The organism is Sphingobium sp. DC-2 (assembly GCF_000722555.1).
GTDB classification, from domain to species: domain Bacteria; phylum Pseudomonadota; class Alphaproteobacteria; order Sphingomonadales; family Sphingomonadaceae; genus Sphingobium; species Sphingobium quisquiliarum.
Map to the genome: position 1 here is coordinate 57,103 of NZ_JNAC01000131.1, position 26,560 is coordinate 83,662.

The following is a 26,560-nucleotide window of genomic DNA, read 5'->3' on the forward strand; positions in this document are numbered from 1 at the left end:
GGTGTCATGGACGTGGATGACGATCTTGCCCGCCGGGCTGATGATCCGCTGGCCCAACTGCTCCGACAGGATCTGGGCCCGATGTCCGTTGCCGATCTGGAAGCGCGCATAAAGGCGCTTGAGGGTGAGATAGTTCGAACCCGATCAAAGATTGAAAGCGCCGTTAACCATAAGGCAAGTGCCGAGGCGTTATTCAAGCGATGACCCCGCGCCCCGCCCCCTGCGGCCCTGACAAGGGTTTCACCGGGCACGGGCAGTCTGGCAATTCCGGCGATCAGGGACCCCTCCTTGATCCACCGTCGAGCAATGCCGACATATGGTTCAAGACAGCCCCTCTTGCGGGCTCAGGAGTAGAATAGAAATGCCATCTTTCGCACCCGCCCTTGAAACCACCCTGCACAATGCGCTGACGCATGCGTCGGAGCGCCGCCATGAATATGCGACGCTCGAACATCTGCTGCTCGCCTTGATCGACGACGAGCATGCGTCGAAGGTGATGCAGGCATGCGGCGTGGAGCTTGGCGAACTGGGCGACGCCGTCACCCAATATCTCGACAGCGAACTGGACAGCCTGAAAGTTGAGGGCGCGAGCGACCCTTCGCCCACCAGCGGCTTCCAGCGCGTCGTCCAGCGCGCGATCCTGCACGTTCAATCCTCTGGAAAGGATGAAGTGACGGGAGCCAATGTGCTCGTCGCGCTTTTCTCCGAGAGGGAAAGCTACGCCGTCTACTTCCTCCAGCAACAGGACATGAGCCGCCTGGATGCCGTGAGCTACATCAGCCACGGCGTGGGCAAGGGCACCTCCGCGCCCGAAACCCGCGAGACCAAGGGCGCTCAGGAAGAGGAAAAGAAGGCGCAGGACAGCAAGGGCAAAAAGGACAGTGCCTTGGAGCAGTTCACGGTCAACCTCAATGAGAAGGCGATGCGGGGCAAGGTTGACCCGCTGATCGGCCGCGCGGCCGAAGTCGACCGGACGATCCAGATCCTGTGCCGCAGGTCCAAGAACAACCCGCTCTATGTGGGCGATCCGGGCGTGGGCAAGACCGCCATCGCCGAAGGCCTGGCGCGCAAGATCGTCGAGGGCGAAGTCCCTGACGTGCTCAAGGAAGCGGTGATCTACTCGCTCGACATGGGCGCGCTGCTGGCGGGCACCCGCTATCGCGGCGACTTCGAGGAGCGCCTGAAGGCGGTCGTCACCGAGCTTGAAAAGATGCCGCATGCGGTTCTCTTCATCGACGAGATCCACACCGTCATTGGCGCGGGCGCGACCTCAGGTGGCGCAATGGATGCGTCGAACCTCCTGAAACCCGCCCTGTCGGGCGGCACGATCCGTTGCATCGGTTCGACCACCTACAAGGAGTTCCGCAACCATTTCGAAAAGGACCGTGCCCTGCTGCGCCGGTTCCAGAAGATCGACGTGAACGAACCCACGGTCGAGGACACGATCAAGATTCTCGCCGGGCTACGCAGCGCCTTTGAGGAGCATCACAACGTCAAATACACCCCCGACGCGATCAAGGCGGCGGTGGAGCTTTCGGCGCGCTACATCAACGACCGCAAGCTGCCGGACAAGGCGATCGATGTGATCGACGAGGTCGGCGCGATGCAGATGCTGGTGGTGCCTTCGAAGCGCAAGAAGACGATCACGCCCAGGGAGATCGAAGCGGTCATCGCCACCATGGCGCGCATCCCTCCCAAGACCGTCTCGGCCGACGACAAGTCAGTGCTGGAAACGCTCGACACCGATTTGAAGCGCGTCGTCTTCGGCCAGAACCGGGCGATCGAGGTGCTGTCCTCCGCGATCAAGCTGTCGCGGGCGGGGCTGCGCGACCCGGACAAGCCGATCGGCAACTATCTCTTCTCCGGCCCCACCGGCGTCGGCAAGACGGAGGTTGCTCGGCAACTGGCGAACCTGCTCGGGATTCCGCTCCAGCGTTTCGACATGTCGGAATATATGGAACGCCATTCGGTCAGCCGCCTGATCGGCGCGCCTCCGGGCTATGTCGGCTATGATCAGGGCGGGCTGCTGACCGACGCGGTCGACCAGAATCCGCACAGCGTCCTGCTGCTCGACGAAATCGAAAAGGCGCATCCGGACCTGTTCAACATCCTGCTCCAGGTCATGGACAATGGCCGCCTGACCGATCACCACGGCAAGACAGTGGATTTCCGCAACACCATCCTCATCATGACCACCAATGCCGGTGCGTCGGACATGGCGAAGGAAAGCATCGGCTTTGGCGAACTGACGCGCGACGATGTGCAGGAGGATGCGGTGAAGAAACTCTTCACCCCGGAATTCCGCAACCGTCTCGATGCGATCGTGCCCTTCGGCTATCTGCCGCCGGAAATCGTGGCGCGGGTCATCGACAAGTTCGTGCTTCAGCTTGAACTTCAGCTCGCCGATCGCGACGTCCACATCACGCTGGATGACGAGGCCAAGGCATGGCTGACCAAGAAGGGCTATGACAAGCTCTATGGCGCCCGCCCGATGGGCCGTCTGATGCAGGAGAAGATCAAGCAGCCGCTGGCCGAGGAACTGCTGTTCGGCAAGCTCGTCCACGGCGGCGAGGTCCATGTCCGCTTCAAGGACGACGCCCTCGCCTTCGAGATCACCCCCGCCGCCCCCAAAAAGGGCAAAAAGGGTGGCCGGGCCAAGCCTGCCGAACCGGCGAAGTAAGTCCTTCCGCCATGTGAAAGATTGAGGGCGGCCTGCTTGGGCCGCCCTTTTTCATGAGCGCGATCATCGTCGCAACCCATGCGAAGGTCACAAGCCGTCCCAGACCAAAGCCGTGCTCCTGCGATGGCTGGAGCAAGTCTCGACCACATTGGATTGCCCGCGCCCTGCTGATAGGATGACGGCCCGATCCCACACCACAACAGGGAGTACCCCGATGGCGGCCGACATCACCTTCTACACCAACCCCATGTCGCGCGGACAGATTGCCCGCTGGATGCTGGAAGAGGTTGGCCAGCCCTATGAAATGATCATCCTGGACTATGGTCCCGCGATGAAGGCGGCGGATTATCTCGCCATCAACCCGATGGGCAAGGTCCCCGCCATCGTGCATAAAGGCAAAGTAGTGACCGAGGCCGCCGCCATCTGCGCCTATCTGGCCGATGCCTTCCCGGACGCGGGACTGGCTCCGCCTCTCGCCGAACGTGCTGACTATTATCGCTGGATGTTCTTCGCCGCTGGCCCGGTGGAGGCCGCCGTGTCCAACAAGGCGTTGGGCCTGTCCGTACCCGAAGGGCGCGAACGCACCATCGGCTATGGCAGCTTCGATCACATGATCGATGCGCTGGAGCAGGCGGTTTCGGGCGAGCAATGGATTTGCGGCGATCAGTTCACCGCCGCTGACGTCTATGCCGGTTCACAGGTGGATTGGGGCCTGACCTTCGGCACCATGCCTTCGCGGCCAGCCTTCGAGGCCTATGCAGCGCGGCTGCGGGAGCGCCCGGCCTACAAGCGGCAAAAGGAACTCGACAACGCCCTAATCGCCCAGATGCAACGGCCCGCATAAGAAAAGGCCCGGCGGAACACCTGCCGGGCCTCACCATATGGTTCCGCTGTCAGGCGATCATTCGCGATTGCCCATGAAGCGCAGCAGGAACAGGAACATGTTGATAAAGTCGAGATAGAGGCTGAGCGCCCCCATCACCACCGACTTGCCCATCATGTCCGTGCCCGCGACATGCGCGTAGATGCTCTTGATCTTCTGCGTGTCATAAGCGGTCAGCCCGGCAAACAGCAGCACGCCGATAAAGCTGATCACCATGTCCATCGCGCTGGACCGCATGAACAGGTTGATGAGCGAAGCGACCAGCAGGCCGACGACACCCATGATCAGGAAAGTGCCAAACCCCGAAAGGTCTTTCTTCGTCGTATAGCCCCACAGGCTGAGACCCGCGAACGCCGCGGCGGTCGCGAAGAAGGTCTGTGCGATCGACGTCTGCGTATACATCAGGAAGATGGACGACAGCGAAAGCCCCATTACCCCCGCATAGGCCCAGTAAATGGCCTGGGCCGCAGGCGTCGACAGCTTGTTGATGCCAAAGCTCAACACCATCACGAACAGCAGGGGCGAAAACATGATGACATATTTCAGGATGCCCGGCTGCAACAGGATCTGCGCCGCGGGCGAGCTCATCCCGCCCCAGGAAAACAGCAGCGCGACGATGCCGGTCAGCAGCACGCCGCTCGCCATATAATTATAGACGGACAGCATGTAGCTGCGCAGGCCAGCGTCGAACGCCTCCCCTCGCGCAACCGTCGTGCCGCCAAGGCCCGCAATGTTCGAGCGGGGATCAGACCAATTGGCCATGGGTTAATCTCCTTTGCCGGGCGATCTTCCGCCGGTCATTCCATTATCGGCGCATATGGCTCGCAGTTCAAGCATGGAGCGAAGTTCTGGCGTAGCGCCGCACCCATCCTATATGATCGGCATGCACCGGCTGTTCATTGCCATCCGCCCGCCCGCCGAAATTCGGGCGCGGCTGCTGTCCCTTCCCGGCAATGTGCCCGGCGCGCGCTGGCAGGATGACGATCAGCTCCATCTGACGCTGCGATTTGCCGGAGAAGTTGGCCCGCATCAGGCTCAGGACCTGGCCGATGCGCTTGATTCAGTGCGCTTTGGTTCCTTTTCCATTGCCCTTGCCGGTCTGGGCCAATTTGAACGAAAAGGCAGGGTGAACACGATCTGGGCGGCGGTGCAGCCACGAGAACCGCTCGCTCAGTTGCAGCGCAAGGTCGACCGGGCATGCGTTCGCGCGGGTCTTCCTCCGGAGGAGCGCGCCTTTCTGCCGCACATCACGCTCGCGCGTCTGGGCCGGGACGCGGGTTCCACCCAATCCTTCATGGAACTGAACGCCGGACTTACCAGCCCGCCTTTTTCGGTCGACAGTTTCGCACTGTTCGAAAGCCACCTGGGCCAATCGGGCGCGATCTATCATCAGGCGGCCATCTACCGCGCCACACCGGCGGAGATATAGCGCAAGTCCAGCCGCGCGTTGATCGATGCCATGTTCCTGCGCAGGCAGAAACCCAGTTCCCATCTCTCTCACGGACCCCTTGTCTCGTGCGCGAAAACACTCGTGCGGGATCTGGATCAGATACATTTCTAGGTAGCACCCTCCCCGCACGAATGGGCCGGGCTGCTCTGCCGGAAAGCAGCGCCCGGCCATCCCGGCGAAAAGAGATCAGGCCAGCTCAGCCCGCGGAAACGACGCCGCACGCCACCCGGCCGCCAGCATTGCCCGCAGGATCGCTCTTATTATCATCGGCCTGAGCGTGGATCACGATCGCCGCGCCGTCCGCGTCCAGCAATGGCGTCGAACCGCTGCGAAGCATTGCGCCAGGAATGACATATTCCATCTGCCCGGAACCGTCAGCGCCCGCGAGCATGTTTGGCATGTCTCCCATATGCATGCCTGCCGGATTGTCCTTGCCATGCTGGCGGCCCGTCGGGTTCCAATGCCCGCCTGCACTGGTGAAGTCGGGCGGCGTGCAAACGCCGGTTCCATGGACATGGACTGCATGTATGCCCGGTGTCAGGCCCGTGGCATTGATCGTCACATGCAGGCCGTCAGCGGCCTCCGTCACTCTCGCCTCACCGCGCGGCGATCCGTCACCCGCCAGCAGAACAGCCGTGGCAGATGCGGCGGGCGCGGCCCCTTGCGCACTCTCGCTCTGCGGCGTCGCACAGGCGTTCAAGGCGCAAGCTGAGGACAAGACTAAGGCTAGGAGGGATTTTTGCATGAGGGATTGCACTCCAAATTGATCTTCTCAGGCTAAAGCGGCCAGATCCGCTTTTGTTGCGCAGGCGGCCGTGGCCGGGCTTCCGCGTCACCACCGCCTCGGCGCTGGCATGCATGCAATGCGAGAACGGAACCCTGGCATCGGTTCAGCACCTGCCGCGCCATGAAGAAAAAAGGGGCCAGTCTTTCGACCGGCCCCCATTTCTCTTTCCATCTCGAAAGATGGAAAATCCTTACTGACCCGAACCCGGACCGTAGGTGATTTCCACGCGACGGTTCTGAAGTTCGCGCACACCGTCGGCGGTTTCGACGCGGGGGTTCGATTCACCGAACGCCTGGGTCGTCATCACGCCATCGGGGATGCCCTTCGAAGCCATGTAGGCCTTGACCGCGTCAGCACGGCGCTGCGACAGGCCGACGTTGTACGAGGCCGAACCCGAACGGTCCGCATAGCCCGCCAGCATGACCTGGGCGCTGCCGCAGTTGCTGTAGGCCGAAACCGCGTTGTCCAGAATGGTGGCGGCGTCAGGCGTGATGTCCGACTTGTCCCATTCGAAGAAGACGATGTACGGCCCAGGGCTGCACTCAGCGACCGGCGGGGGCGGCGGCGGAGGCGGCGGAGGCGGCGGGGGCGGCGGCGGGGGAGGCGGCGGCGGAGCAGCCGGCTCACCGAAGTTATACGCCAGACCCAGCAGCAAGCTGTGCGTACGCAGCTTGGTTTCCACATCCGCGCCAGCCGGACCAGCGAAGGTCGTGTAGGCAGGGATCAGGTTGATGTCGTCCTGGTTGAAGAAGCGATACTTCAGCGAGACGTCGAGGTTGTTGGTCAGCGGGTAACGAACGCCAGCGATCGCCTGCCAGGCGAAGCCGGTGTCGGAATCGTTGACCACATCGTTGGCCAGCTTGGCGCGCGAAACGCCGACACCACCACCGACAAAGCCCTGAAGGCCATCATCAGCACCGAAATCCAGAAGGCCGTTCAGCATGAACGACAGGGCCGAGGCCGAACCGCCGATGCCGGTCTTGTCGAGGTCAACCTTGGCGCGCTTGTAGGCAGCTTCGGCTTCCAGACGGAAACCACCGAAGTCATAGCCGATCACCGCGTCGCCGTCCCAACCCTTGTGGTAGTCGGCAGTGCCGGTCACGCCACCGGGAACCAGTGCGCCCGTGTCGTCGAAACCGGGGGTGAAGGTGATGTCCTGATCTTCGACAAGCACGACGCCGGAGTCGATACCGATGTACCAGCTGTCATCACGCGCCAAGGCCGGGGTGGCCAGGGCGCTGGTCGCAAGCGCAGCCGCGAGGGCAAGCTTCCGCATTTGGATTCCCCTTTCAAAAGTGTCACGAAGGACTGCTGAAACCCTGTATCGGCAAGAAAGTTTCATGGCAAGTCCACATTTGGCGAAACTGTTGCACTTTTACATCATAGCGGCCGATTGAGGCAGGAAACAAGGTAAAGGCAAAGACCTTTCATGTAAAAGTTTCCTATGACAAAGTCATGACGCGATGAGCCCGTGGTGGCGCAGAACAGCAAGGATAGCAGCGATGGAGCTTCGCGCCTCACCATCGACAGTCGCGCCCCCGGCGGGCGCAGTAATCGGCGCGCCCTAGCTGCCGACGATCCGAAGGCCGCCAAAATACAATCCGTCCTCGCCAAGTCCCGCATCCTGCCAGCTTCCGCCGGTATAATGCATGTTATTGGCGCGGTCGGTCACCCATAAGGAAAGGCCAGTGCGCGGCGTGACGAACCGCCAACCGCCGTCAGTCCAGCAGGCGACGGCATCCTCCTGCCCCGCCCATGCCCCCATGGCGCCCGCCGCGACGATCCAGCATTTGCCGGGTGCCGGATCTGCGGGAGGCTCATTCTGATCGGCGCTTTCCACCTCGCCATGCAGCAGCATGTCGATCCGCGCCAGCGCCTCATTGTGGAAAAGCTCCTTTTGCGCCTGCCCTGAAAAAAGCTGCGGCAGCGCCCAGCGGGGCGTCACATCGGTCGTCATCATCATATCCTTCCAGGAAAGCTGTCAGAGGAAAAGCGGCAGCACGGCCGGACGGCCCGCCGCAAAGGACCCGATCTGCCGGATCTCGATCGCCACTGCTCCGCCGCCATCGGCAGCGATCATGGCCGCATCGTAGGACCAGGCGGCCTCAACGATTTCCACCCTGCGGAGGAGAGCGCCGCCACGCAGCACCCTCACCTCATAGCGTTCGCTCTGCTCGGTCAGCGGCGCATCCGACCCGCTGAGCCAGCGCCACCCACCCCTGCTCCGCCGTGTCCAGCCAATCGTCCATCCGCCCGATCCGTCCGCAACGGCGCGCACATGCACCGGAGACGGCGGGATCAGCGCCTCGCCGCTCACCACCAGCGCCGCTTCCGCCGGTTCCGCATCACCGGCCCCGATCGCCGCCAGACGGAGAAGCGCCCCCGGCTCGACACCGCTCTGCGCCACGAAGGGTTCGGCCAGCCGCTCCTCCTCCAGCAACAGAAACGCCTCGCCCGGTTCATGCGCCCCCATCGCCCATTCCGTCCCGCACAGGCCCCGCCGCAGCCCTTCCAGCCGGAAGCTATCCGGCCCCGTCTGCGCCACGCGCGAAAACTGGATCAGTTCACGCCCCGCCAGCGCAAGATTGCGCCCAGCGGACAAGGCCGCCTCGTCCGCATCCGCCAATTCCATGTCCGCCGATCCCAGCGTGACATGCAAGGCGTTGGGCTCATCGATCATCGTCGCGCTGCCCGGCAGCAGCACGCCGTCCACCCGGCCCATCACCGCGGCCGGAGCGGTTCGTCCCACGGGCGCCGCCTCGCCGCTCGCGCTCATGGAAAACAGCGCCGCGCCCCGCCATCCCGCCCCGCCGCTTGCCGCGGCCACGATTACCGGAGCCACGGCCGAACCATCCCTGATTGGCGGCAGGTCGACGAGCATCAGTTTCGTCGGTCCATGCGGCGCATCTTCCTGCCGCACCACCGTTCCCGAAGATGCACCGGCGGGCAGCACCGCCTCCGCTCCCGGCACGCGGCGCAGGGTAAGGCGGACCGCCATCCCCTCCCATTCCCGTTCCTCGATCCGCCATCGGCCCGGCGCGCCTTCCACGCGCACCACATCGCCAGCCTCATGGCGCAGGGCATCCCAGCCGCAACGCAGGGACATGCTCGATCGCCCTGCCCAGGCATGGGCCAGCCGCCGCGCCGCCAGCGTCCGCGCCGCATCGCCTGAAAGCACGGCGGGCAGGTCGATGCCCTGCTCCGTCCTCCCCGGCCCCGGACGGCTCACTCGCTGGACGCCAGCCTGATAGTCCCGCTCCGCATCATAGTGACGAAGCGATAGCGCGGCCGGAACGCCTTCCGCCGCCGCGCCCGACCGCTCGGATGGCTCCAGCCTGCGCCCGTTCACTCGCTGGCACAGCCCTTCACGCCCAATCTCGACCGGAGTCCCCTCGACAACGGAACCGGCAAGCCCCAGCCCCCCGCCGTTGTCGACAAAGGCAAGGTCATGCGCCTCGATCAAGGGAGCCAGCGCGTCCGCCACGTCGCGTCCACCCGCCGCATAGCCATCCACCGCGCCCGGCAACCCTCCGGCCAGCACATCCCCGCACAGCTCCCGCGCGACCGCGCCGATGCCGACAGCGCCCTCATCCGCCTCCACCTCGAACGTCAGCGACGGGATGCGATTGCCATAATCCGCCAGTTGCAGATCCTCGAACACCGCATAGGCGATGCCGCGATGCGCGGTCGCGCGCGCCAGCCCCTGCGCCGACGCGATCAGCGGGTCGGCCGCCTGCTCCTCCCCGCCGTCATGCAGCCGGAAAGCGCCCAGTTCCGTCTTGAAGTCTCCCGCCGCACCGCGCAGCAGATTGCCATCGGCCCAGATACGCCGCACCGCCCTCACCTTCCGCGCGGACAGGGCAACCGCAAAGCTCGATGAATAGCTGTAGCTGGTGACGCTCGGCCGCCCCTTGCCCCCGCCGCTCCTGCTCCGCTTTTCCTTGAGGTCCGTCGCCCAGATCACCGTGCCAGCGACGCGCATCGTGCCGAAAATCTTCGGTATCTGCGCGCCATAGGTCGACGTCTGCACCTGCAAGTCCGCCAGCCGCCGCCCTTCCACGCCCTTGGGCCTGAACAGCACCGCCTGGTCCAGGCTGTTGCCGATCAGCCCGCCGATCGCCGCGCCCAGCGGCCCGCCAATGGCGGTGCCCAGCGCCGTCAGAACGATAGTCGCCATCTCTCCTCCTGTTCCATTCGCCAGTGGCCGATCACCGGCCAGGGTGACGGCCCCGGCATCTCGACCACGCGCCCCAGCCCCGCATGGGCGTGCACATGGCCGCCCGGCACCACCACCATCAGATGCAGTTGCAACGGCCCCGGCCGCACCAACGCCAGACTGCCGGGCCCGCCGCCATCCGTTTCCACCAGCCCCGCCCCGGCCAGCCAGCCGCGCGCCACCGCTTCATTTCCTGAACGCAGGCCATATCCGCGCGGCGGCATCCCCTTGTGCCCCGCCCGCGCTAACGCCAGCACGGCCAGCCCCACGCAATCCACGCCCCGCTCCGCGCTGCGGCCGTGCAGGCGGAAGGGCGCGCCTACCAGATCGCGCGCGGCGGCGACGATCCGCGCCGCCCTCTCTTCATCGCTCATGCGCCGGGATAGCGGGTCAGCAGATCCGTCCCCGGCAGATAGGGTTCGCCCCGGAAATTGGCGGCATTGCCAAAGCGCGTGGCGCAACTTTCCAGCCGCCGGTCGCACCCTTCCGTCAGCAGCGCGATCGTTCCCGGCTCCACCACGAAGTGCGGCGCGTCGGCCAGCGTCACGCTGCCCGCATCATTGTCGATGACCGCCTGCACCGTCCCGCAATTGGGCCCCGTCAGCCAGCGCAGGCTGCCATAGCCATAGACGCCAGCTACAAGGCCCGTCGCGCTCACCACCGCATCATCCACGCCAGTCACCGTCACCAGCTTCCGCCGCCCCGCCAGGTCCACGCGGCACTGCCCGTCGCCCAGATGCGCCCGGCAATCGGGCGAGGTAGACGGCGCGACCGGCCCTTTCAGCGCAGCCATCGCCCCCACCAGTTCCGCCGTGAAAGCGCCGCCCCGGCAGGTCACGCCGCCGATCTCGCCCCGCGCCAGCAACAGCCACATCTCGCCGGGCGCTTCCCATTCCGTCAGCCGCAATTCCAGCGCCGCGCCGTCCCAGCGGCCCGCCATCAGGTCGCGCTCGCTGATCGCATCCGCCACCAGCGCGCCCGCCACATCGGTATCGCTGCCCTCCGCCGTGATCCGGCTGTGGATCGCGGACGGCATCATCCCCGGCGCGGCGCGATAGCGGACATGGCCGATCTCCAGGTCCCGGTCATGGCTGGTCAGCCCGATGGTGACGCCGTCGCGCCGCTCCAGCCGCCAGCAAAAGGCCAGCGTGGCGAGCGGCCTGTCCAATCCCTCCAGCCCGCTCATTCCCTGATCTCCACCAGCGGCACCGAAGGCGCTTCGCCCGCGGCAAAGGTCGCGCGGTTGATGTCCAGCCGGTCCTCGGCAAAGCGCACCGGCACATCGAAACGGAACCCCGCCGTCACCACCGCGCCGGGCGCTGGCGCGGCATCGAAAGCGATGACGCCCAGCCCCGCATGGCTCCACCCGCCCGACAGTTCCACGCCATTCACGGCAACCCTGATGCTTCCCGGCACCGGCCGCGTGATCCGCCGCGTCTGCGCGTCCTCCCCGCCGCCATAATGGCGCTGCAAGGGGAACTCGGCGCGCACGCCATCGCCGATGCCCAGCCGCTGGTCTATAGCGCTCGGCGCTTGCCCGATCGCGCAACTGCGATCGTCATAGGGATCGGTCAGGCGAAAGCCCCGTGCCGCACCCCGCCGCGCACGGAAAAAGGCGATCAGCGCGGCGATATCCGCCTCCGACCGTACCCCCGGCCCGGCATCGAACGACAACCGCGCATCGGCCCAGTCGCTGCTGCGCCGCTCATGCCCTGACGGGCTCTCGACGATCTGCGTCGAAAATGCGGGCGACAGGCTGGCCTCGCGCCCAATGCTCAAAGGAAAAGCCACATCGTCAAAGGCTTGCATGTCTTCGTCCCCCTGAAGTCTGAAGCAGGTGAAGCCGTCCCGCGCCACCTGCGGCAGCGCCCAGACAAAGGTCGCGGCGGTCCCGCGCCGCACCGCCGCCTCCGCCGCATCGGCGATCCTGCGCCACTGCACCGCCTGACTGGGCAACAGCACGAAGCCGGAAAAATAATGCTGCTCCGCGACCGGATAGCCCAGCCGCGCTGTCGCAAGCGCGACGCCCTTGTCCGTCAGGCTCCGCCGCCCTTCGGTCACCCAGTCATAATCTTCCAGTTGCAGCACATCGAACGCAGGATATGCCCATCCCACGGGCATGTTCGCCCGCTTGGCCTCCGGCGCGAGCGGGTCGAGCACGGTCGGCAGATAGGCCAGCAGATGCGTCACCGCGCCCGGCGCGACCCCCTTGACCCATGCGCACAGCGCCGCCGTCGAAGCCGCCAGCACCGCGCCCGCCTGATCCAGCAGCGCTTTCTGCGCGGCGGTCAGCGTCCCTCGCACATCGGGGATGGACACCGGGCTGCCCCCGAACGCCGCCCGCGCCGCATCGTCATACAGGCAGATGCGGCCATCGCCCATCACCCACCACCATGGCTCGCCGACCTGGAACTTGACGGTCAGGCCCGCCGCCAGCGCGATGGAAACAAAGGCGCCCGCCACCAGCCGCAAATAGCTCATCGCCCCGTCATGCGCTGGCGACAGCAATGTCGAAGGCGGCGACCAGCCGGTCAGCGCGGGCGCGCCATTTTCCGCCCGCTGCTTCCAGTCGTTCCAGCAATGCGCGTCGAACAGCTCGTAGGACAGAGACCAGATGATCCCCATCCCCATCGCCCTGGCCCGCCGCGCGAAATCGGCGTGCCAGGCCGTGCATGGCGCATTCAGCACGCCGCCCGCCAGACTCACATAATGGCCGTCGCCCAGCGGTTCGAGCCGGAAATAATGGCTCATGCCGACATAATGGTTGATGTCGCCGCGATAGCCCAGCGCATGGATGGACGCGACGATCCGCTCCGGCGTCTGGTTGAAACAGTCGTCATAACCCGTCGCCATCGACAGCCCATGTTCGGGCACCATGACGTCGCCAACCTTCAGCACGCTTCCCGCGCCGTCGCAGCTCATGCCGCTGATCTCGGCCCATCCCTCCACCGCCGCGCCGAAGGGCGTCGACCCCGCGTCATAGCCGGGCGGAGCGATGGAAATGAACATCCGGTCGACATCCCCGGCCCACACCGGATCAGCCTCGCCGGGCAGCAGGAATCCGCCGTCCAGATCGGCAAAGTCCAGCGTGACCCGCGCATCCTCCGGCGATCCATCGGCATAGTTCCACAGCCGCACATACCAGGATCGCGCTTGCCCCGCCTCGTCCCTGCCCTCGATCGTCAGCGTGGGCCCGTGCGTCTCGTCCAGCCGCCTCAGCCCCCCGCTGCGCCAGCGGAACCGCAGCACGCACTGGCGGAAGTCCCTCGCCGTTTCATAGGCCAGCAGCGGATGGCTCCATTTGTCCTCCGCTTCCCAGATCAGCCCCGCCAGATCGCCCGATCCATAGAAAACGGCGTCCACCCGCAGCGCGTCGGCGGCCGTGGTGACGACGCTCGCCATCATCGGGCGCGGGAAATTGACGGTCCAGCAGGCCGGGGCGAAACGCTTCATGAAGCGCGTCTCCTGCCCCCGCCTCTTGTCCGCCAGCCAGTAATCCAGTCCGCTCATGCGTTCAGCGCCCCCCTGACCGTCCGCGCCACCTGCCGCGCGCTGCGCGCCAGCAGCCGGTGCGCCTCCTGCCCCTCGCCCCGGCCAGCGACCGCGATGCTGACCCGCACCTCGCGCGCGCCTCCGCCGCCGTTCGGCACCACCTGTCCGCTCGCGGTCGGCACGAACATTTCGGGCCCGCGCTCGCCGACCATATAGGCCCGCCCCGGCGCCACTGGCCCGCCCGTCGCCCGCCCAGGCAGCCCCAGCGCCGCCGAAGCCAGGTTCAGCAGCGCGCCGCCCGTCCCGCCGATGCTCCCTGCTGCCGATCTGACCGCGGCCGACGCAATGTCCTCCAGCACCGCCGAAGCGACGTGCTTCAACTCCTCAAAGCCGAACCGCCCCGAACGCACCGCCCGCAACAGCCCCTGCTCGATCCGCCGCCCGGCCCGCTCCGCGCCGCTTGCCAGCGGCCCTTCCATCTCCCCGCGCATCGCCTCCACGTCGCGCGACAATCCTTGCGTATCCGCGCGCACCCGCACGACCAGCGTCTCTATTTCCTCGTCCATCCCGCCCCTCCACACATAAAAAGCCCCTCCCCGTCAGGGAGGGGTCGGGGAAGCCTGCCCCTCCCCAACCCTGCCTCCGTTCGTTTCGAGCGAAGCCGGGAACATGCCCGCCACCCCCGGAACAAGCAGGGGTCAATCCGGCATCATCGCCTTCAACCGCTCCAGTTCCCCCGCATCCATCGCGGCCTCGGCCTCATCCTCCCCCCGCGCCGCGCGCAGCACCGCCTCCAGCTCCACCGGCGTGGAGCGCCAGAACTCGTCCGGCCGCCAGCCCAGCAGCCATCCCGCGACGCCCGCCAGCCGCGCCGCTGTTTTGAAGAAGCTCATCGTCCCCCCAAAATCTGCCTGAGTATCCCGCGCAGCACCGGCGACAGCTTCGCCAGCCCCATCTCGACGATCGCCTCGCCCAGCCTTTCGCGCGTCAGCCCTTGCGGCGGGTCGGCGAGGCAGTGCCAGAACAGCGCCGCCATGTCGGACAGCGACAGCCTGCCGTCCGCGGCCCTGTCCACCAGTTCGAACAGCGGCCCCAGTTCCTCTTCCGCCGCCACCAGCGCGGCAAAGCTCGGCCGCAGCCTCACCGTCTCGCCCGCCAGTTCCAGCGCGGCCTCGCCCCTCGCGCCATTGGGCACAGGATTGGGGCCGCTCATTCCGACACCACCGGGCCGGAGCTTTCCAGGCTCAGCGCATAGTTGCGCTCGCCATTATAATCCCCGGCATAGTCGAGGCGCGTCACCAGAAAGCGGCCGCGCATCCGCTCGCCGCTTTCGAAGCTCAGTTCATAATGTTCGATGGTGCCGGACAGCGCATGGTTGCGGATGCGCACCTCGGCCGCCGATCCGGTGAAGATTCCCGCCGCCGACACGCTGACCGACCGCACCCCCGCGCCGGACAGCAATTCGCGCCACCCGCCGGAATCCTTGCTGGTGACGTTCACCGCCTCGCCATTCACCGATAGCTGCGTGGTGCGCATCCCCGCCACCGTCGCATAAGCGGGCGGGCTGCCGCCATCGCCCACCTTCAATAGAAATGCGCTTCCTTTTTCTACGCCCATGGAGCATTCTCCTGTAAGATAAACCGTGTAAGATTCGCGATTGAGAGAGGTTCGAATGCTTGGCGCACTTCCCCTCATCATGCTGCTGGCGGCACCCCAATCGGGCGACGCCGTGGGCGCTGGCCGCAAGGCGTTCTCGCAATGCCTGTCCGCCCAGATTCAGCCCGCGCTCGACCAGAAGATGACGCTTGGATCCTTCCAGTCAGCGCTGAAGGCAAAGTGCGGCGACAAGGAAGCGGCCTTCCGCGCCGCCGTCGTCGCCGATGATAAGGCCAGCGGCATGTCCGACAAGGACGCGCAGTCCGATGCGGACGATCAGGTCGCCGAATATGTCGACAAGATCACCAGCGAGTTCGAAGACTATTCAAACGGCGGCTGACGCCACCCGCACCCGGTAGTCGGCAATGGCGCGCCAGCCATCGCCATCCCGCGCGCCCGTCCGCATCAATCGCGACCGGATCAGCCGCGCGCCGGCCACCCGCCATTCTTCACCCGCCATATCCAGCGCCTGCATGACAGCCTCGACCCGCGCCAGCATCCCCGCGATCCGATCCGTCCTGTCCCCGGCGTCGAACAGGCTGACGGTCAGCCGCACCTCGCGCCCGTCCACCCCCTTCGCGCCCCAATCGCTGGCGATGCACTCCCCCATCACCGCATAGGGCGGGGCAGCGCGCCCCGGCTGCCCGTCATACAGGCCGTTCAGCACGTCCATCAGCCCGGCATCCGCTCTCAGGGCGTCGATCACCGCCGCCCGCACCCTCACTTCCGCGCTCATCCCCGTCCCCTCCCCGCCTCGCGCAAGCCAAGGCTGTTCATCCAGCGGCGCATGAGCGCAGGCCCGCTCAACCGCACCGTCTCGCCCTCGATCGCCGTCTCTTCGACGCCAGCATCGGCCGCCGCCCGCGCCACCTCCTCGCGCCGCCGCGCCGCCCGCTCCTCCGCCAGCCGCGCCAGCCGCCGCAGCGATGCCCCGCTCATGCCAGCCGCATCCGCCGCCACGGCCGCCACAGCGCGCTCACCACGGCGGGCGGAGAAGGCACGTCGCCGCCCCGCGCCGCGAAATGCTCGGCCGCCAGCCGCACGATCCCCTGCCTGATCGGATCGGGCAGACCCTCCGGCTCCGCTGCCAGCCCGGCGCGGTAACGCACCGCCAGCACCCGCCGTCCGGCCAGCGGCGCGGCCCGCACCCATCCATCGCCCGCCGCGTCGATGTCCACCGCATAGCGATCCACCGGCAGCGCCTCGCCAGCGCCATCCGGCCCCACCGCCTCGACCCCCAGCACCGCGACCACCGGCCGCGCCGCCAGCCGCTGCCAGCTTCCGTCCGCCCGCACCGTCTCGCGCGCGCCGCCGATCATCAGCCACTGGCCGGTGAACTGCTCGCACAGCCCCGTCGCGCCCAGCAGCAGCGCGTGCAGCAACCGATCCTCGCGCTCCCCCGTGATCCGCAGATATTCCTTCAATTCGGCGAGGGGCGCGCCCGGCGCCCCCGCCTCTTCCCGCACCAGCACCATCGCCCCTCCAGAGGAAAAAAGGGGGCGTCCGCAAAGACGCCCCCAAAAGCGCCCGGCAACAGCTTCGCCGGGCAAGTCGCACCTGACGGCCTCAGGAAGCGGCGAATTTCATCAGCTTGATCGCCTCGGAATTGGCGACCGCGCCGCCGATGCGCTTCACGGCATAGAAGTGCACGAACGGCTTGTTGCTGAACGGGTCGCGCAGGATGCTGGTCTCGCTGCGCTCCGAGATCACATAGCCCGCCCTGAAGTTGCCGAAGGCGATCGACAGGCTGCCCGCCGCGATATCGGGCATGTCCTCGGCTTCCACCACCGGATAGCCCAGCAGCGTCGCAGGCTGTCCAGCGGCCAGCGACGGCTGCCAGATGAACACGCCATCGCTCGTCTTCATCTTGCGGATGGCGCTCAGCGTCGCGGAGTTCATCACGAAGCACGCCCCCTGGCGATAGGGCGCGCGCAGGCTCTGCACCAGGTCGATCAGCTTGTCCTGCGGGCTCACCGCCGCAAAGCCCGCCGCCGCGCCCGACGCCACATATTGCAGCGATCCGAACGCGCGCACCCCGTCCGCCTCGTTGGTCGCGGCATAGGTCAGGAAGCCCTTGGGCTTGTTCGTGCCATTGCCGTTGACGAACGCCGCGCCCTCGGCCGCCGCGAACTCGCGGGCGATCTCGCCTGCCAGCCATGCTTCCACGTCGAACTGCACATCGTCCAGCATCGCCTGGCTCGCCGCCGGATTGGCGTACAGCTCGCCCGATGGCGGGACGATCTCGTTGAAGCTAGGCGTCGCCGTCTCCGCCCGCGCACCCGTCTCGCTCGCCCAGCCCGACACGATGCCGCCCGACGTCACCAGCTTGCGGTAACCGGCGGTTCCCGTGCGCACCACATTGGCGATCGAACGGATCGGCGAGATGGCCTTCAACGTGCCGTCGATGATCTGGTCGATCTCGCGCGGCACCGCATAGCCGCCCGCCGCATTGCTCGCCCCCGAAAAGCTCTTGAGCTCAACGCCCGCTTCCATGCCCTGGCGCAGATAGCGGTCGACGAAGGCCGCCCGATGCGGATCAACGGCGCCACCCTTCACCCCGTCCAGCGCCGGACGCTGCTGCGCCAGCAACGCCCCTTTCAGCGCCGCGATCTCCCCCTCCATCGCCTCGATCCGCTCCCCCTGCGCCACCGCTTCAAAGCTCGCTTCCAACTGATCCGTCATCCGTCACTCCCACAAAAAAGGCGGCCCAACCGGACCGCCCGAAAAATCAAAAATCGTCGCCATCTTCAAAAGAAGGGCAGATACGGTCTTGATCTAACCCTCAGCCAAAGTTGAGGAACCAAGCCAATCCTAGCTGCGGGGACACTACGACCATCGCTTCTCCATGATTGATGATCTTAACCCAGCTACCAGGCTCGCTGAGCGCATGTTCGTAAGCCTCCACGAGGCGATAACGCCTTGCCTTCGCCGACGCGCAATCCGTCGCGTGAAGCGCGTAAAGCGTGATCTCGCTTCCATCCGGCCCGAGGTCCGCATACTGGCCATCCCGAATGGTGATGGGGGTCTGCCGCCATTCAGCGGGCAACTTGCCTCCCCACAAAAACGAGTACCGCGCTTTGTCGGAAATCCGGTAAGCTCCGAACGAACATCCCTCGCGTAAGTCGAAGGTTGAACCGAACGCCAGAACGTCAGACCATTCTATTTCCTTCGGCAATGCCCCACGCGGACCTCGCCAGCTTAGATAGCCACAGAAACCCAGCGGAAGGACAAGCAGCGAAACAAAAAAAGTTAAACAGCCATATTTAAGTACACGCTTGCCGCCACTCATGATCACGCCTCCATTCGCCGGGCAGGAGTAAAGCCAGGAAGTTAAGGCATCACTCCACCGCAATCACCCGCGCCAGCGGCTGCATCGGATGCGTCACCACGCTCACCTCCACCACTTCCAGCGCCAGCAATTCGCGCGGGGCCGCCCCGCGCGCCTCCCGCACGCGATAGCCAAAGGACAGCCCGTCCACCGCCCTGTCGCGCAACGCCTGCGCCGCTTCCCGCCCGGCGGCGGTGCGCCCCGACACCCGCCCGATCACCCGCAGCCCGCGCGCATCCTCCTCGATCCGCTCGACCGTGCCGATCGCCTCGCCCGGCCGATGCTGCCACAGCAGCGGCACGCCAGCAGCAACGCCCGCAAAAGCGCCCGCCCGCACCACATCCCCGCCCCGGTCCACCCGGTCGAACACCGCCGCATATCCGGCAAAGCGCAAATCAACATCGGGCGCCCCTCCGCTCATGCCCGGATCATCCCCAGCAGCCCCGCCTTCACCGCCACGCCCAGCAGCACCAGCGCCATCACGATCCGCACCGCCCATCCCACGACAGCGCCCCGCGCCGCCTTCTTCGCGTCGCGCCAGGCGGACAGCAGTTCGCGCAATTCCCGCACATCCCCTTCCGCTCCCCGATCCGCCAGCCCCAGCCGCTCCAGCGCCCGCCCCGCGCCAAGCTCGCTCGCCTCCTCGATCAGGGCGCGGACCATCACCATGTCCATCTGCCCCGGCACGCCTTCGGCCTGCGCCACCAGCCGCGCCAGCATCTCGCCATCATATTTCATCGGCCCCACTCCACTCATTCACGCGGCGCAGAGACAAAAAAGGCCGCCAAAGGCAGCCCCAAAAACCCTCCGCGCCCTCTGCGCCTCTGCGCGAACCTCACATCCCCAACATCGCCTTCTTCTCTTCCGCCGACAGGAAATCCGCCCCGGCCACCCGGTCCCATAAGGCCGTCCGCTCCTCCGACAGCGCGGGCACGGCATCCAGATCGGGCGTCAAACTCAACCCCGGCCACCAGCTACCCAGCCCCTGCGCCAGTCCCCCGCAAATCTTGTTCAGCAGCGGCAGGATCGTCTGCCGCCACAGCGCCTTGTTCGCTTCGCGATAATTGGCATAGCTATTGTCGCCCGGCAGGCCCATCAGCATCGGCGGCACGCCGAACGCCAGCGCGATCTCCCGCGCGGCCGCCGCTTTCAGCCCCACGAAATCCATCTCCGCAGGGGTCAGGCTCATCGCCTTCCAATCCAGCCCGCCTTCCAGCAGCATCGGCCGTCCCGCATTGGCCGCGCCGGAAAAGGCCACCTCCATCTCGCGCTTCACCCGCTCGAACTGCTCCGGGCTCATCACCGACCCGTCGCCCGGATCATAGACCATCGCGCCCGACGGCCGCGCCGCATTGTCCAACAGCGCCTTGTTCCACACCGTCGCCGCATTGTGGATGGCGACCGCCCCGGCCGCCGCGCCCGCGCAGCCCAGCCCATAATGATCGTCCAGCGGATTGAGCGCCTTCAAGTGGATGATGCTCGTCCGCCCCGCCGCGTCTTCCGGCAGCAGGCGCGTCACACTGTCGCCCACGCGATAGAGATAGGCGGCGGGCCATCCGCGCGCGTCCGCCTCCACGCTCACCCGTTCTGGCCGCAGCGCGTAAAGTTCGGCGGGCCTGCCGTCCGCGCCCGCCAATATCTGGACATAGCCATTGCCGTGCAGCAGCAAATGGCTCGCCAGCACCTCCACCAGCGCCTGTCCGCTTGAACAGCGCGTCACCAGCGAAAGCGCCCGCGCGCCCTCCTCCAGCTCGACCCCGCTTGCCGTCAGCGCGGTCGCGCCCGCCCCTTCCGACACCAGCCGCAACGCGCGCTGCGCCACGGGATTGCCGATCACGCCCGACCGTAGCTGCGCCTCATAGGAGGCTGGCCATTCCCCCAGCGCCACCGCGCCCGAACCCCAGGCGCGCGCCAGCACCGGCCGCGCGGAAGCCCGCGCCGCCTTCGTCCCGAAAAACTTCATGAAAGCACCCCGCACAAAAAATCCCCTCCCGTTCGGAAGGGGAGAGGATCAAGAAACCAGCGGCGTTCAACCGCCCGGCTTTACATAATAAGCCCGATCGGGCTGAACATGGTCTGGGCTGGATCGCCCATGCCCGTCAGGGCTGAACCACCCCACAGCCGTTCGGGCTGGATCAACCACGGCCGTTCCGGCTGAACCACCCCGCACCCGTTGGGGCTGAGCCACCCATATCCGTTCGGGCTGAGCCTGTCGAAGCCCACCCCTGAGCCTGTCGAAGGGCCTTCCCTCTCAAGAGAAGACTGACCCTTCCTCCTTACGGATTACGCGCCAAAATCCGGTCACAGGTCGAATTTGTACCCTCGCTCTTCCCGATCACCCGCCCGGCCACGGCGCCCGCCGCACCCGCCAGCAGGGACTCGCCCAGATTTCCGCCCGCCAGAGCGCCCACGCCAGCGCCGCCCGCAGCGCCGATCACCGTCCCGCGATCCCGGCCCTTCTTCGCCTGCAACAGGCAATAGCGCACATCGTCGCGGTCGCGCGGCGCGGCCCTCGCCACCCGCGCGCGCTCCTTGCTGCTCAGCGACGCTGCCATGACCGGCGAGGCGGCGACCGTTACGCCAGCGGCTATCATCATGATTTTGGCCAGCTTCATGACCGATACTCCTTCCGAAATTGACTTGCGCTAATACGCCGCCCCTGCGCCGGGGTTCCTCACACGCTGCGCACGCGCGCATCCCCGCGCCGTCCCAGCATCAGTTCGGTCAGCGCCCACACCAGCGCGTCCGCGCGGTCGGGCGACCGCCCCGGACCCACATAGCCGCCCCCTGCCACCAGCCCGCACATCTGGTCTTCCAATTGCCAGAAGGCGCCCAGATGCAGCACGCGCCCCGCTTCATACAGCGCCGCCACGGGTTCCGCCCGCGCCGCCTTGCCCCGGCTGGCATGGACCAGCCGCACCGGCAGCGCCGCCTCCGCCGCGCGCAGCACGCTTTCCACCATCGCCCCGCCATTATTGGCCTCCGCCACCACGCGGTCGGCCCCATGCGCTACCGCAGCCGCCGCCACCGCGCGGGCCCAGCCTTCCGGCGTCGCCTTCTCCACGCTCGCGTCAGCGATCACATAGGCGCGCCCGTCCTGCCCCAGCCCGGCAACCACGATCCCGCAAGCGTCGCCCGTCGCCGAAGCGGGCGGGTCGACCGCCACCACCACGCGCGCCAGCGGACCCGCGCCATCCTCTCCGGCAGGCACATGCCGCGCCCGGCACCGCTCCAGCAAGGCGCGGTTCCACAGCGCGCCTTCGACATCCACGATCAGCTCGCCTTCCAGTTCCTGCCGCCCCAGCCGCGTGTCGCCATAGCTGCGCTCCATCGCCGCGATGAAGCCTTCGGCCAGGTTCGCGCCATTGTCCGCCGTCCGCCCCCGCGTCACGGCCACGTCCGCCCCATCCAGCGCCACCAGCCTGCGGACCAGCGGCACCGGGCGCGGAGTCGTCGTCGCCAGCACGCGCGGCGCGCGGCCCAGCCGCATCCCCATCATCAGATTGTCCCACGCCGCTTCCCCGCCTGCCCATTTGGCGATCTCGTCCGCCCAGCCATGGCTGAACTGCGGACCGCGCAGCGTTTCCGGGTCGGCCGCGCCGAACAGGATCGCCATCGCGCCATTGGGCCAGATCAGCCGCCGCAGCGCTGGCGAAAAGGCAGGCCGGTTCCACCAGGGCGCGATCGCCAGCAATCCCGAAGGCCCCTCCACCATCACCGACCGCGCCTCGCCCAGCGTCGCCCCGACCAGCGCGATCCGCGCGCCGCCGTCGCCTTCCGCTATGGCGCGCACCCATTCGGCCCCCGCGCGCGTCTTGCCAAAGCCGCGCCCCGCCATCATCAGCCAGATCCGCCACGCCCCCTCCGGCGCAAGCTGCTCCGGCCGCGCGGTCCAGCTCCAGTCATGCGCCAGCGCCTGCGCCGCCGCATCGTCCAGCCCGGCCAGTATCCGCTCCCGCGTTTCCGAGGACAGCAAGGCCAGCCGTTCGAAATCCGAAGTCCCACCCATAGCTCCGCCTTTCCCGCCCGCCACGATGCGGCAACGGATGGAAGTGATTCACTTCAAAGTTGATCTATATGGCCGCCCGCCCCCGCCGCCGATGCTGACGCGTCCGGCAGGCAGCGCCGGTCTCGAACCGGGCCGGTGCGGGCAAGGGCCGCCCCATCCGCCATGCCGCTGCGCCGCCGCACCTCCTCCAGCGCCGCGCGCAGCCGCGCCACCGCATCCTCGCCATCGGGCCTGTCCGTCTCATGGGCGGCGCGCGTCTCCGCGACCCTGCGCGCATAGGCCGCCAGCAGCCGCATCGCCACCATATGCGGATGGCCGCGCTTCACCTTGCGGCTTTTCACCGTCCCCTCGGCGTCCAGCACCACCTCTTCCTGCTCGCTGCCGAACAGCGCCTGCCGCAGCATCAGCGCCTCCAGTTCCGCATAGCCGATGCTCAGCGCCTGCTCCCATTCCCGCGCAAATCCCGGATCGCGCCGCTTGAGCTGATAGGCGCCCGACAGGTTCCGCCCCGCCACCCGCGCCGCCTCGCTGACATTGCAGGTCGCCGCCAGCGTTTCCAGGAAGGTCTTGCGCCGCTTGTCCGTCCATCCGTCCTTGCGCACCGCCCGCATCTGCGCGCCCGCCCCGCCGCCGCAAAGCTGCCCCCGCTGCACCTTCATCTCCCTGCCCTTGCCCGCGCTCGCCCGCCCGCTGAAGCGGCGCACGCCGCCTTCGCCCTTCTCCTGCACGCTGACCTCCTCCTCCGCGCAACGCAAAAGGGCCGGTCCACCCGGACCAGCCCTCAGCGCCGCCTTGGCGACTCACATTTTCCCAATATCCGCTCATGTGCCATATGAGCGTGACGATGTCAAGATAAATGTTCCAAATAGGTTATATTACTTCCGTCACCCGTCTCCCCCGGCTGGCCCGGCGGACTGGCTATAGTCGATGCGGATGCGCACCCAGCTACCGACCATCGGCTTGCCGTTGACGCGCGGCGGCCGCACCAGAAACTGCCACGCCGCCAGCCGCACCGCCCGCGCAAAGCCGGATCCCTGCGGCGATTCGCCCAGCATCTGGCAATTTTCGACGCGGTAGTTTTCAACGGTCTTGCACGCCACCAGTCCCCATCCCTTGGCGGGCGCGTTGCCCGGAACATAGGTCGACAGTTCCGCATGAGTGGGCCGCCTGTACCATTCCGCTTCGAACAGCTGCACCCCGCCCGGCCCTTCGCCTGGGCCAGCGACGGCGGCCTGATCCCCTTGCCCCGCCGCGCCCCGGTCACCGCCGCCTCTGGGCATGCGCCCGATATCCGCGGCCGCCATCTGCGCGCCGTCCAGCACCAGGAAGGGCAGCGGCGTCTCGACCTCAGGCCTGCGCTCCACCTCGACCGGCCGCTCGCGTGGAGCCGCCGCCTCCGGTGCCTGCTGCTTTTCCTCCCGCCTGCGCTCGGTCTTCTCCGCTGTCTCCGCCCGATTCCCCGCCGCCACGTCAAAGGTGGTCAGCGGCCGCAGATCCTCCTGCCGTTGATCGGGCCTGGGCGCCAGCGTCAGCAGGGCCAGCAGCAACAGGGCGTTGAACAGCAGCGCGAACAGCAATCCGCCGCCGCGATCGCGCGCATCCCGCCAGGAAATCGCCGTCCTTCTCAAATCAACGCCCTTGAAAACCTTAGCCGGAACAGGCCGCACCGCTCTGCCATCGGCTCCCCAAAGTCCACCGGCATCCGCAAGCTCCTATTGGCACGCCCCTCGCCCGGCCGCCAGCGAGTCGTCTCAAGTCCCGGCAAAAGCTCTGGCGGTGCGAAACGATCTCGGCTAGGCCCGCCGCGATGCTTACCAGGCTTTATCAATGGACGCTGGCGAAAGCCGCCCACGCCCATGCCGAACGCTGGCTGTTCCTTGTTTCCTTCATGGAATCCAGCTTTTTCCCCATCCCGCCGCACCCGCTGCTCGGCCTCATGTGCCTGGCCCGGCCGGAACGCGCGATCCGCTTCGGCATCATCTGCACGCTGGCGTCGGTGCTGGGCGGCCTGCTCGGCTATGCGATCGGCTATTTCGTTTACGAAACGGTCGGCCAGCAGATCCTCGACGCCCTTGGCCTCGCCGCCAAATTCCCGGTCGCCGCCTGCTATCTGCGCGACTATGGCGCTGAAATCATCCTGGTGAAGGGCGCGACGCCCATCCCCTTCAAGCTGATCACGATCACCGCCGGGTTCATCGGCCTGTCGCTGTTCACCTTCATCTGGGCCAGCATCCTGTCGCGCGCCTTCCAGTTCATGCTGGTCGGATTCCTGTTCTGGAAGTTCGGGCGGCCGATCAAGGCGTTCATCGAAAAATATCTGGGCCTGCTCTCCACCGCCTTCCTGATCCTCCTCGTCGGCGGCTTCGTCGCTGCGTCCATGCTGTCGGGCGGCGGGCATGAAAGCGACAAGTGCAGCAACGCCACCATGGCGACCTTGCGCTGATCCGCGCCCGATGAAGGACTTGCTCAACCGTTTCCCGAAACTGGCCGCCCTGCTTGCCGGTTTCGCCGCCGCCACCGGCTTTGAACCCTTGAAGCTCTGGCCGGTCACCCTCGCCTGCTTCGCGCTCCTCCTCTGGCTCATCGAAAACGCGCCCAGCCGCCGCGCCGCCTTCACCCGCGGCTGGCTGTTCGGCCTTGGCCATTTCACCCTGGGCCTCAACTGGATCGCCCACGCCTTCACCTTTCAGGACGCGATGCCCCACTGGTTCGGCTATGGCGCGGTCGTCCTGCTGTCCCTCTATCTCGCCGTCTATCCGGGTCTGGCGGCTTTGGGATCGTGGTGGCTGCACAATCATGCGCTCCTGCGAAGGCGGGAACGCGGCTCGCTCACTCTCATCCTTCTCTTCGCCGCCTGCTGGCTCGCATCCGAATATCTCCGCGCCGTCATCTTCACCGGCTTCGCGTGGAACCCGCTCGGCGTCACCCTCCTTCCCACCGGCATCGCCATCGCCGCGACGCTGGTCGGCACCTATGGCGTGAGCGCGCTCGCCATCCTCGCCGCCGGAGCCATTCTCCTCGCAACGCGGCGCCGTTTCGTCCCGGCCGCCGCGCTTGCCGCCCCCCTCCTCGCCTGCGCCCTCTGGGGCCTGCTCACCTCCGCGCCCGCCACCCCCGCCGGTGCGCCCCGCATCCGCGTGGTCCAGCCCAACATAGGGCAGGACGAAAAATATTCGCCCGAACTTGAGCAGGCCCATTTCCGCACCCTTGCCCGCCTGTCGGGCGATCCGCGCCCCGCCCCCCGCCTCATCTTCTGGCCCGAAGCCGCGATCCCCGCCTATCTCGACATGGAACCGCAATGGCGCGCGCACCTCGCCGCGCTGCTCGGCCCCGGCGACCTGCTGATGACCGGCGGCACCAAGGTCTATTTCAAGCAGGTCGAAGAAAACGGCATCGTCACCAGCGCGCTGGCGGGCGCGAACAACAGCCTGTGGATCGTCTCGCCCCGCGCCCAGCTTCTTGGCCGTTATGACAAGGCGCATCTCGTCCCCTATGGCGAATATCTCCCCATGCGCGCGCTGCTCCAGCCCATCGGCCTGTCGCGCCTCGTGCCCGGCGACGCTGATTTCTGGCCCGGCCCCGGCCCGCAAAGCCTGACGCTGCCCGCCACGCTGGGGCGGCCGGAACTCAAGATGGGCGTCCAGATCTGCTATGAGATCATCTTTTCGGGCCAGGTGATCGACGCGAAGAACCGCCCGGCCTTTCTCTTCAACCCGTCGAACGACGCCTGGTTCGGAAGCTGGGGTCCGGTCCAGCATCTGGCGCAGGCCCGCCTCCGCGCGCTGGAGGAAGGCATCCCGATCATCCGCTCGACTCCGACCGGCGTTTCCGCCGTGATCGACGCGCGGGGCCATGTGCTGCACGCGCTCGGCCTGCACCGCGCCGGTTTCCTCGACACCGGCCTCCCGCCCGCCCTGGGGCCTACCCTCTTTGCCCGCCTGGGAAATTGGGCCGCTTTCGCCTTCATGGCGCTGCTCGCCGGACTGGCCATTGCCATCGGCAGGGTGAGAAGCTAATAGCCACATAAACTTTTCTTTATGTCGCTTATCCAGCCAGCCT

General features: G+C 66.7%; 30 protein-coding genes and 1 pseudogene. 7 read left to right on the forward strand and 24 right to left on the reverse strand.

Features of this window, described 5'->3' with window-relative positions; translation table 11 throughout:
- Positions 1-6: 6 nt before the first annotated feature.
- The 3 genes from ET21_RS0122700 to ET21_RS0122710 all read left to right on the forward strand — a co-directional run bounded on the left by ET21_RS0122700 (position 7) and on the right by ET21_RS0122710 (position 3,524).
- The gene (locus ET21_RS0122700; RefSeq protein ID WP_030541494.1) at positions 7-204 is read left to right on the forward strand and encodes a DUF1192 domain-containing protein; all 198 of its coding nucleotides are present in this window, start codon (positions 7-9) and stop codon (positions 202-204) included.
- 157 nt (positions 205-361) lie between these two features.
- The gene (gene clpA / locus ET21_RS0122705; protein WP_021238192.1) at positions 362-2,680 is read left to right on the forward strand and encodes an ATP-dependent Clp protease ATP-binding subunit ClpA; all 2,319 of its coding nucleotides are present in this window, start codon (positions 362-364) and stop codon (positions 2,678-2,680) included.
- Positions 2,681-2,894: 214 nt separating this feature from the next.
- Complete coding sequence (locus ET21_RS0122710; RefSeq protein WP_030541495.1) at positions 2,895-3,524, forward strand: glutathione S-transferase family protein; 630 nt, start codon at positions 2,895-2,897, stop codon at positions 3,522-3,524.
- Positions 3,525-3,581: 57 nt separating this feature from the next.
- Here the strand turns inward: ET21_RS0122710 and ET21_RS0122715 are convergent, their stop codons facing one another.
- Positions 3,582-4,325, reverse strand: coding sequence for a Bax inhibitor-1/YccA family protein (locus ET21_RS0122715; protein ID WP_021238190.1), 744 nt, complete (start codon positions 4,323-4,325; stop codon positions 3,582-3,584).
- 121 nt (positions 4,326-4,446) lie between these two features.
- On the opposite strand from ET21_RS0122715, the gene thpR reads away from it, so the two are divergent.
- Positions 4,447-4,992: an RNA 2',3'-cyclic phosphodiesterase gene (thpR, locus tag ET21_RS0122720; protein ID WP_030541496.1), complete on the forward strand. Its 546-nt coding sequence runs from the start codon at positions 4,447-4,449 to the stop codon at positions 4,990-4,992.
- A gap of 217 nt (positions 4,993-5,209) precedes the next feature.
- Here the strand turns inward: thpR and ET21_RS0122725 are convergent, their stop codons facing one another.
- The 11 genes and pseudogenes from ET21_RS0122725 to ET21_RS0122775 form a co-directional block, all read right to left on the reverse strand.
- Positions 5,210-5,758 carry a superoxide dismutase family protein gene (locus ET21_RS0122725; RefSeq protein ID WP_030541497.1) on the reverse strand — a complete coding sequence of 183 codons (549 nt, stop codon included), beginning with the start codon at positions 5,756-5,758 and terminating at the stop codon, positions 5,210-5,212.
- A gap of 232 nt (positions 5,759-5,990) precedes the next feature.
- Complete coding sequence (locus tag ET21_RS0122730) at positions 5,991-7,076, reverse strand: OmpA family protein (RefSeq protein WP_030541498.1); 1,086 nt, start codon at positions 7,074-7,076, stop codon at positions 5,991-5,993.
- Between the two features lie 177 nt (positions 7,077-7,253).
- A pseudogene (locus ET21_RS26225) lies at positions 7,254-7,757 on the reverse strand (DUF2793 domain-containing protein).
- Between the two features lie 24 nt (positions 7,758-7,781).
- Positions 7,782-9,977 (reverse strand): phage tail protein, encoded by a 2,196-nt coding sequence (locus ET21_RS0122740; protein ID WP_030541499.1) that lies wholly within the window; start codon positions 9,975-9,977, stop codon positions 7,782-7,784.
- The gene (locus tag ET21_RS0122745; protein ID WP_030541500.1) at positions 9,959-10,390 is read right to left on the reverse strand and encodes a hypothetical protein; all 432 of its coding nucleotides are present in this window, start codon (positions 10,388-10,390) and stop codon (positions 9,959-9,961) included. The genes ET21_RS0122740 and ET21_RS0122745 overlap by 19 nt, the downstream gene beginning before the upstream one ends.
- Complete coding sequence (locus ET21_RS0122750; RefSeq protein WP_030541501.1) at positions 10,387-11,202, reverse strand: DUF2163 domain-containing protein; 816 nt, start codon at positions 11,200-11,202, stop codon at positions 10,387-10,389. Before ET21_RS0122750 ends, ET21_RS0122745 begins: the two co-directional genes overlap by 4 nt.
- On the reverse strand, positions 11,199-13,526 hold the full coding sequence (locus ET21_RS0122755) for a DUF2460 domain-containing protein (RefSeq protein ID WP_030541502.1): 2,328 nt from the start codon (positions 13,524-13,526) through the stop codon (positions 11,199-11,201). Before ET21_RS0122755 ends, ET21_RS0122750 begins: the two co-directional genes overlap by 4 nt.
- Positions 13,523-14,074 carry a hypothetical protein gene (locus tag ET21_RS0122760; RefSeq protein WP_030541503.1) on the reverse strand — a complete coding sequence of 184 codons (552 nt, stop codon included), beginning with the start codon at positions 14,072-14,074 and terminating at the stop codon, positions 13,523-13,525. The genes ET21_RS0122755 and ET21_RS0122760 overlap by 4 nt, the downstream gene beginning before the upstream one ends.
- A gap of 132 nt (positions 14,075-14,206) precedes the next feature.
- The gene (locus ET21_RS0122765; RefSeq protein WP_021239544.1) at positions 14,207-14,401 is read right to left on the reverse strand and encodes a phage tail assembly chaperone; all 195 of its coding nucleotides are present in this window, start codon (positions 14,399-14,401) and stop codon (positions 14,207-14,209) included.
- Positions 14,398-14,721 carry a gene transfer agent family protein gene (locus ET21_RS0122770; protein WP_021239545.1) on the reverse strand — a complete coding sequence of 108 codons (324 nt, stop codon included), beginning with the start codon at positions 14,719-14,721 and terminating at the stop codon, positions 14,398-14,400. The genes ET21_RS0122765 and ET21_RS0122770 overlap by 4 nt, the downstream gene beginning before the upstream one ends.
- Complete coding sequence (locus tag ET21_RS0122775) at positions 14,718-15,125, reverse strand: phage tail tube protein (RefSeq protein ID WP_021239546.1); 408 nt, start codon at positions 15,123-15,125, stop codon at positions 14,718-14,720. The genes ET21_RS0122770 and ET21_RS0122775 overlap by 4 nt, the downstream gene beginning before the upstream one ends.
- A 55-nt stretch (positions 15,126-15,180) precedes the next feature.
- On the opposite strand from ET21_RS0122775, the gene ET21_RS0122780 reads away from it, so the two are divergent.
- The gene (locus ET21_RS0122780; protein ID WP_021239547.1) at positions 15,181-15,504 is read left to right on the forward strand and encodes a hypothetical protein; all 324 of its coding nucleotides are present in this window, start codon (positions 15,181-15,183) and stop codon (positions 15,502-15,504) included.
- On the opposite strand, the gene ET21_RS0122785 is transcribed toward ET21_RS0122780, so the two are convergent.
- From ET21_RS0122785 to ET21_RS0122845, 12 genes are all read right to left on the reverse strand, one after another.
- The gene (locus ET21_RS0122785) at positions 15,490-15,900 is read right to left on the reverse strand and encodes a DUF3168 domain-containing protein (protein ID WP_021239548.1); all 411 of its coding nucleotides are present in this window, start codon (positions 15,898-15,900) and stop codon (positions 15,490-15,492) included. The genes ET21_RS0122780 and ET21_RS0122785 overlap by 15 nt on opposite strands.
- Positions 15,897-16,103 carry a hypothetical protein gene (locus ET21_RS0122790; protein ID WP_030541504.1) on the reverse strand — a complete coding sequence of 69 codons (207 nt, stop codon included), beginning with the start codon at positions 16,101-16,103 and terminating at the stop codon, positions 15,897-15,899. Before ET21_RS0122790 ends, ET21_RS0122785 begins: the two co-directional genes overlap by 4 nt.
- On the reverse strand, positions 16,100-16,639 hold the full coding sequence (locus ET21_RS0122795; protein ID WP_051768312.1) for a hypothetical protein: 540 nt from the start codon (positions 16,637-16,639) through the stop codon (positions 16,100-16,102). Before ET21_RS0122795 ends, ET21_RS0122790 begins: the two co-directional genes overlap by 4 nt.
- Positions 16,640-16,730: 91 nt before the next feature.
- The gene (locus ET21_RS0122800) at positions 16,731-17,846 is read right to left on the reverse strand and encodes a phage major capsid protein (RefSeq protein ID WP_030541506.1); all 1,116 of its coding nucleotides are present in this window, start codon (positions 17,844-17,846) and stop codon (positions 16,731-16,733) included.
- Positions 17,847-17,946: 100 nt separating this feature from the next.
- Positions 17,947-18,453: a hypothetical protein gene (locus tag ET21_RS0122805; RefSeq protein WP_030541507.1), complete on the reverse strand. Its 507-nt coding sequence runs from the start codon at positions 18,451-18,453 to the stop codon at positions 17,947-17,949.
- Positions 18,454-18,502: 49 nt separating this feature from the next.
- Positions 18,503-18,913 (reverse strand): HK97 family phage prohead protease, encoded by a 411-nt coding sequence (locus tag ET21_RS0122810; protein ID WP_030541508.1) that lies wholly within the window; start codon positions 18,911-18,913, stop codon positions 18,503-18,505.
- Positions 18,910-19,230, reverse strand: a complete 321-nt coding sequence (locus ET21_RS0122815) for a DUF6127 family protein (protein ID WP_021237137.1) — start codon at positions 19,228-19,230, stop codon at positions 18,910-18,912. Before ET21_RS0122815 ends, ET21_RS0122810 begins: the two co-directional genes overlap by 4 nt.
- Before the next feature lie 97 nt (positions 19,231-19,327).
- Positions 19,328-20,455, reverse strand: a complete 1,128-nt coding sequence (locus ET21_RS0122820) for a phage portal protein (RefSeq protein WP_030541509.1) — start codon at positions 20,453-20,455, stop codon at positions 19,328-19,330.
- Positions 20,456-20,768: 313 nt separating this feature from the next.
- Positions 20,769-21,107 carry a hypothetical protein gene (locus tag ET21_RS0122830; RefSeq protein WP_030541511.1) on the reverse strand — a complete coding sequence of 113 codons (339 nt, stop codon included), beginning with the start codon at positions 21,105-21,107 and terminating at the stop codon, positions 20,769-20,771.
- 59 nt (positions 21,108-21,166) lie between these two features.
- Positions 21,167-22,501: a DNA-packaging protein gene (locus ET21_RS0122835; protein WP_030541512.1), complete on the reverse strand. Its 1,335-nt coding sequence runs from the start codon at positions 22,499-22,501 to the stop codon at positions 21,167-21,169.
- Positions 22,502-22,554: 53 nt separating this feature from the next.
- Positions 22,555-23,229, reverse strand: a complete 675-nt coding sequence (locus tag ET21_RS0122840; protein WP_193378989.1) for a hypothetical protein — start codon at positions 23,227-23,229, stop codon at positions 22,555-22,557.
- Between the two features lie 156 nt (positions 23,230-23,385).
- The gene (locus ET21_RS0122845; protein ID WP_030541514.1) at positions 23,386-24,129 is read right to left on the reverse strand and encodes a hypothetical protein; all 744 of its coding nucleotides are present in this window, start codon (positions 24,127-24,129) and stop codon (positions 23,386-23,388) included.
- A 179-nt stretch (positions 24,130-24,308) separates the two neighbouring features.
- Between ET21_RS0122845 and ET21_RS0122850 the strand changes: the two genes are divergently transcribed.
- Both ET21_RS0122850 and lnt read left to right on the forward strand, forming a co-directional pair.
- On the forward strand, positions 24,309-24,944 hold the full coding sequence (locus ET21_RS0122850) for a YqaA family protein (RefSeq protein WP_030541515.1): 636 nt from the start codon (positions 24,309-24,311) through the stop codon (positions 24,942-24,944).
- A 10-nt stretch (positions 24,945-24,954) separates the two neighbouring features.
- The gene (gene lnt / locus ET21_RS0122855; protein WP_030541516.1) at positions 24,955-26,517 is read left to right on the forward strand and encodes an apolipoprotein N-acyltransferase; all 1,563 of its coding nucleotides are present in this window, start codon (positions 24,955-24,957) and stop codon (positions 26,515-26,517) included.
- Positions 26,518-26,560 lie beyond the last annotated feature (43 nt).

What these genes read in the sequence shown, in the direction of transcription:
- ET21_RS0122700 (WP_030541494.1), top strand. Translation starts at nt 7, where the DNA reads ATGGACGTGGATGACGATCTTGCCCGCCGGGCTGATGATCCGCTGGCC.
- clpA (WP_021238192.1), top strand. Translation starts at nt 362, where the DNA reads ATGCCATCTTTCGCACCCGCCCTTGAAACCACCCTGCACAATGCGCTG.
- ET21_RS0122710 (WP_030541495.1), top strand. Translation starts at nt 2,895, where the DNA reads ATGGCGGCCGACATCACCTTCTACACCAACCCCATGTCGCGCGGACAG.
- ET21_RS0122715 (WP_021238190.1), bottom strand. Translation starts at nt 4,325, where the DNA reads ATGGCCAATTGGTCTGATCCCCGCTCGAACATTGCGGGCCTTGGCGGC.
- thpR (WP_030541496.1), top strand. Translation starts at nt 4,447, where the DNA reads ATGCACCGGCTGTTCATTGCCATCCGCCCGCCCGCCGAAATTCGGGCG.
- ET21_RS0122725 (WP_030541497.1), bottom strand. Translation starts at nt 5,758, where the DNA reads ATGCAAAAATCCCTCCTAGCCTTAGTCTTGTCCTCAGCTTGCGCCTTG.
- ET21_RS0122730 (WP_030541498.1), bottom strand. Translation starts at nt 7,076, where the DNA reads ATGCGGAAGCTTGCCCTCGCGGCTGCGCTTGCGACCAGCGCCCTGGCC.
- ET21_RS0122740 (WP_030541499.1), bottom strand. Translation starts at nt 9,977, where the DNA reads ATGGCGACTATCGTTCTGACGGCGCTGGGCACCGCCATTGGCGGGCCG.
- ET21_RS0122745 (WP_030541500.1), bottom strand. Translation starts at nt 10,390, where the DNA reads ATGAGCGATGAAGAGAGGGCGGCGCGGATCGTCGCCGCCGCGCGCGAT.
- ET21_RS0122750 (WP_030541501.1), bottom strand. Translation starts at nt 11,202, where the DNA reads ATGAGCGGGCTGGAGGGATTGGACAGGCCGCTCGCCACGCTGGCCTTT.
- ET21_RS0122755 (WP_030541502.1), bottom strand. Translation starts at nt 13,526, where the DNA reads ATGAGCGGACTGGATTACTGGCTGGCGGACAAGAGGCGGGGGCAGGAG.
- ET21_RS0122760 (WP_030541503.1), bottom strand. Translation starts at nt 14,074, where the DNA reads ATGGACGAGGAAATAGAGACGCTGGTCGTGCGGGTGCGCGCGGATACG.
- ET21_RS0122765 (WP_021239544.1), bottom strand. Translation starts at nt 14,401, where the DNA reads ATGAGCTTCTTCAAAACAGCGGCGCGGCTGGCGGGCGTCGCGGGATGG.
- ET21_RS0122770 (WP_021239545.1), bottom strand. Translation starts at nt 14,721, where the DNA reads ATGAGCGGCCCCAATCCTGTGCCCAATGGCGCGAGGGGCGAGGCCGCG.
- ET21_RS0122775 (WP_021239546.1), bottom strand. Translation starts at nt 15,125, where the DNA reads ATGGGCGTAGAAAAAGGAAGCGCATTTCTATTGAAGGTGGGCGATGGC.
- ET21_RS0122780 (WP_021239547.1), top strand. Translation starts at nt 15,181, where the DNA reads ATGCTTGGCGCACTTCCCCTCATCATGCTGCTGGCGGCACCCCAATCG.
- ET21_RS0122785 (WP_021239548.1), bottom strand. Translation starts at nt 15,900, where the DNA reads ATGAGCGCGGAAGTGAGGGTGCGGGCGGCGGTGATCGACGCCCTGAGA.
- ET21_RS0122790 (WP_030541504.1), bottom strand. Translation starts at nt 16,103, where the DNA reads ATGAGCGGGGCATCGCTGCGGCGGCTGGCGCGGCTGGCGGAGGAGCGG.
- ET21_RS0122795 (WP_051768312.1), bottom strand. Translation starts at nt 16,639, where the DNA reads ATGGTGCTGGTGCGGGAAGAGGCGGGGGCGCCGGGCGCGCCCCTCGCC.
- ET21_RS0122800 (WP_030541506.1), bottom strand. Translation starts at nt 17,846, where the DNA reads ATGACGGATCAGTTGGAAGCGAGCTTTGAAGCGGTGGCGCAGGGGGAG.
- ET21_RS0122805 (WP_030541507.1), bottom strand. Translation starts at nt 18,453, where the DNA reads ATGAGTGGCGGCAAGCGTGTACTTAAATATGGCTGTTTAACTTTTTTT.
- ET21_RS0122810 (WP_030541508.1), bottom strand. Translation starts at nt 18,913, where the DNA reads ATGAGCGGAGGGGCGCCCGATGTTGATTTGCGCTTTGCCGGATATGCG.
- ET21_RS0122815 (WP_021237137.1), bottom strand. Translation starts at nt 19,230, where the DNA reads ATGAAATATGATGGCGAGATGCTGGCGCGGCTGGTGGCGCAGGCCGAA.
- ET21_RS0122820 (WP_030541509.1), bottom strand. Translation starts at nt 20,455, where the DNA reads ATGAAGTTTTTCGGGACGAAGGCGGCGCGGGCTTCCGCGCGGCCGGTG.
- ET21_RS0122830 (WP_030541511.1), bottom strand. Translation starts at nt 21,107, where the DNA reads ATGAAGCTGGCCAAAATCATGATGATAGCCGCTGGCGTAACGGTCGCC.
- ET21_RS0122835 (WP_030541512.1), bottom strand. Translation starts at nt 22,501, where the DNA reads ATGGGTGGGACTTCGGATTTCGAACGGCTGGCCTTGCTGTCCTCGGAA.
- ET21_RS0122850 (WP_030541515.1), top strand. Translation starts at nt 24,309, where the DNA reads ATGCTTACCAGGCTTTATCAATGGACGCTGGCGAAAGCCGCCCACGCC.
- lnt (WP_030541516.1), top strand. Translation starts at nt 24,955, where the DNA reads ATGAAGGACTTGCTCAACCGTTTCCCGAAACTGGCCGCCCTGCTTGCC.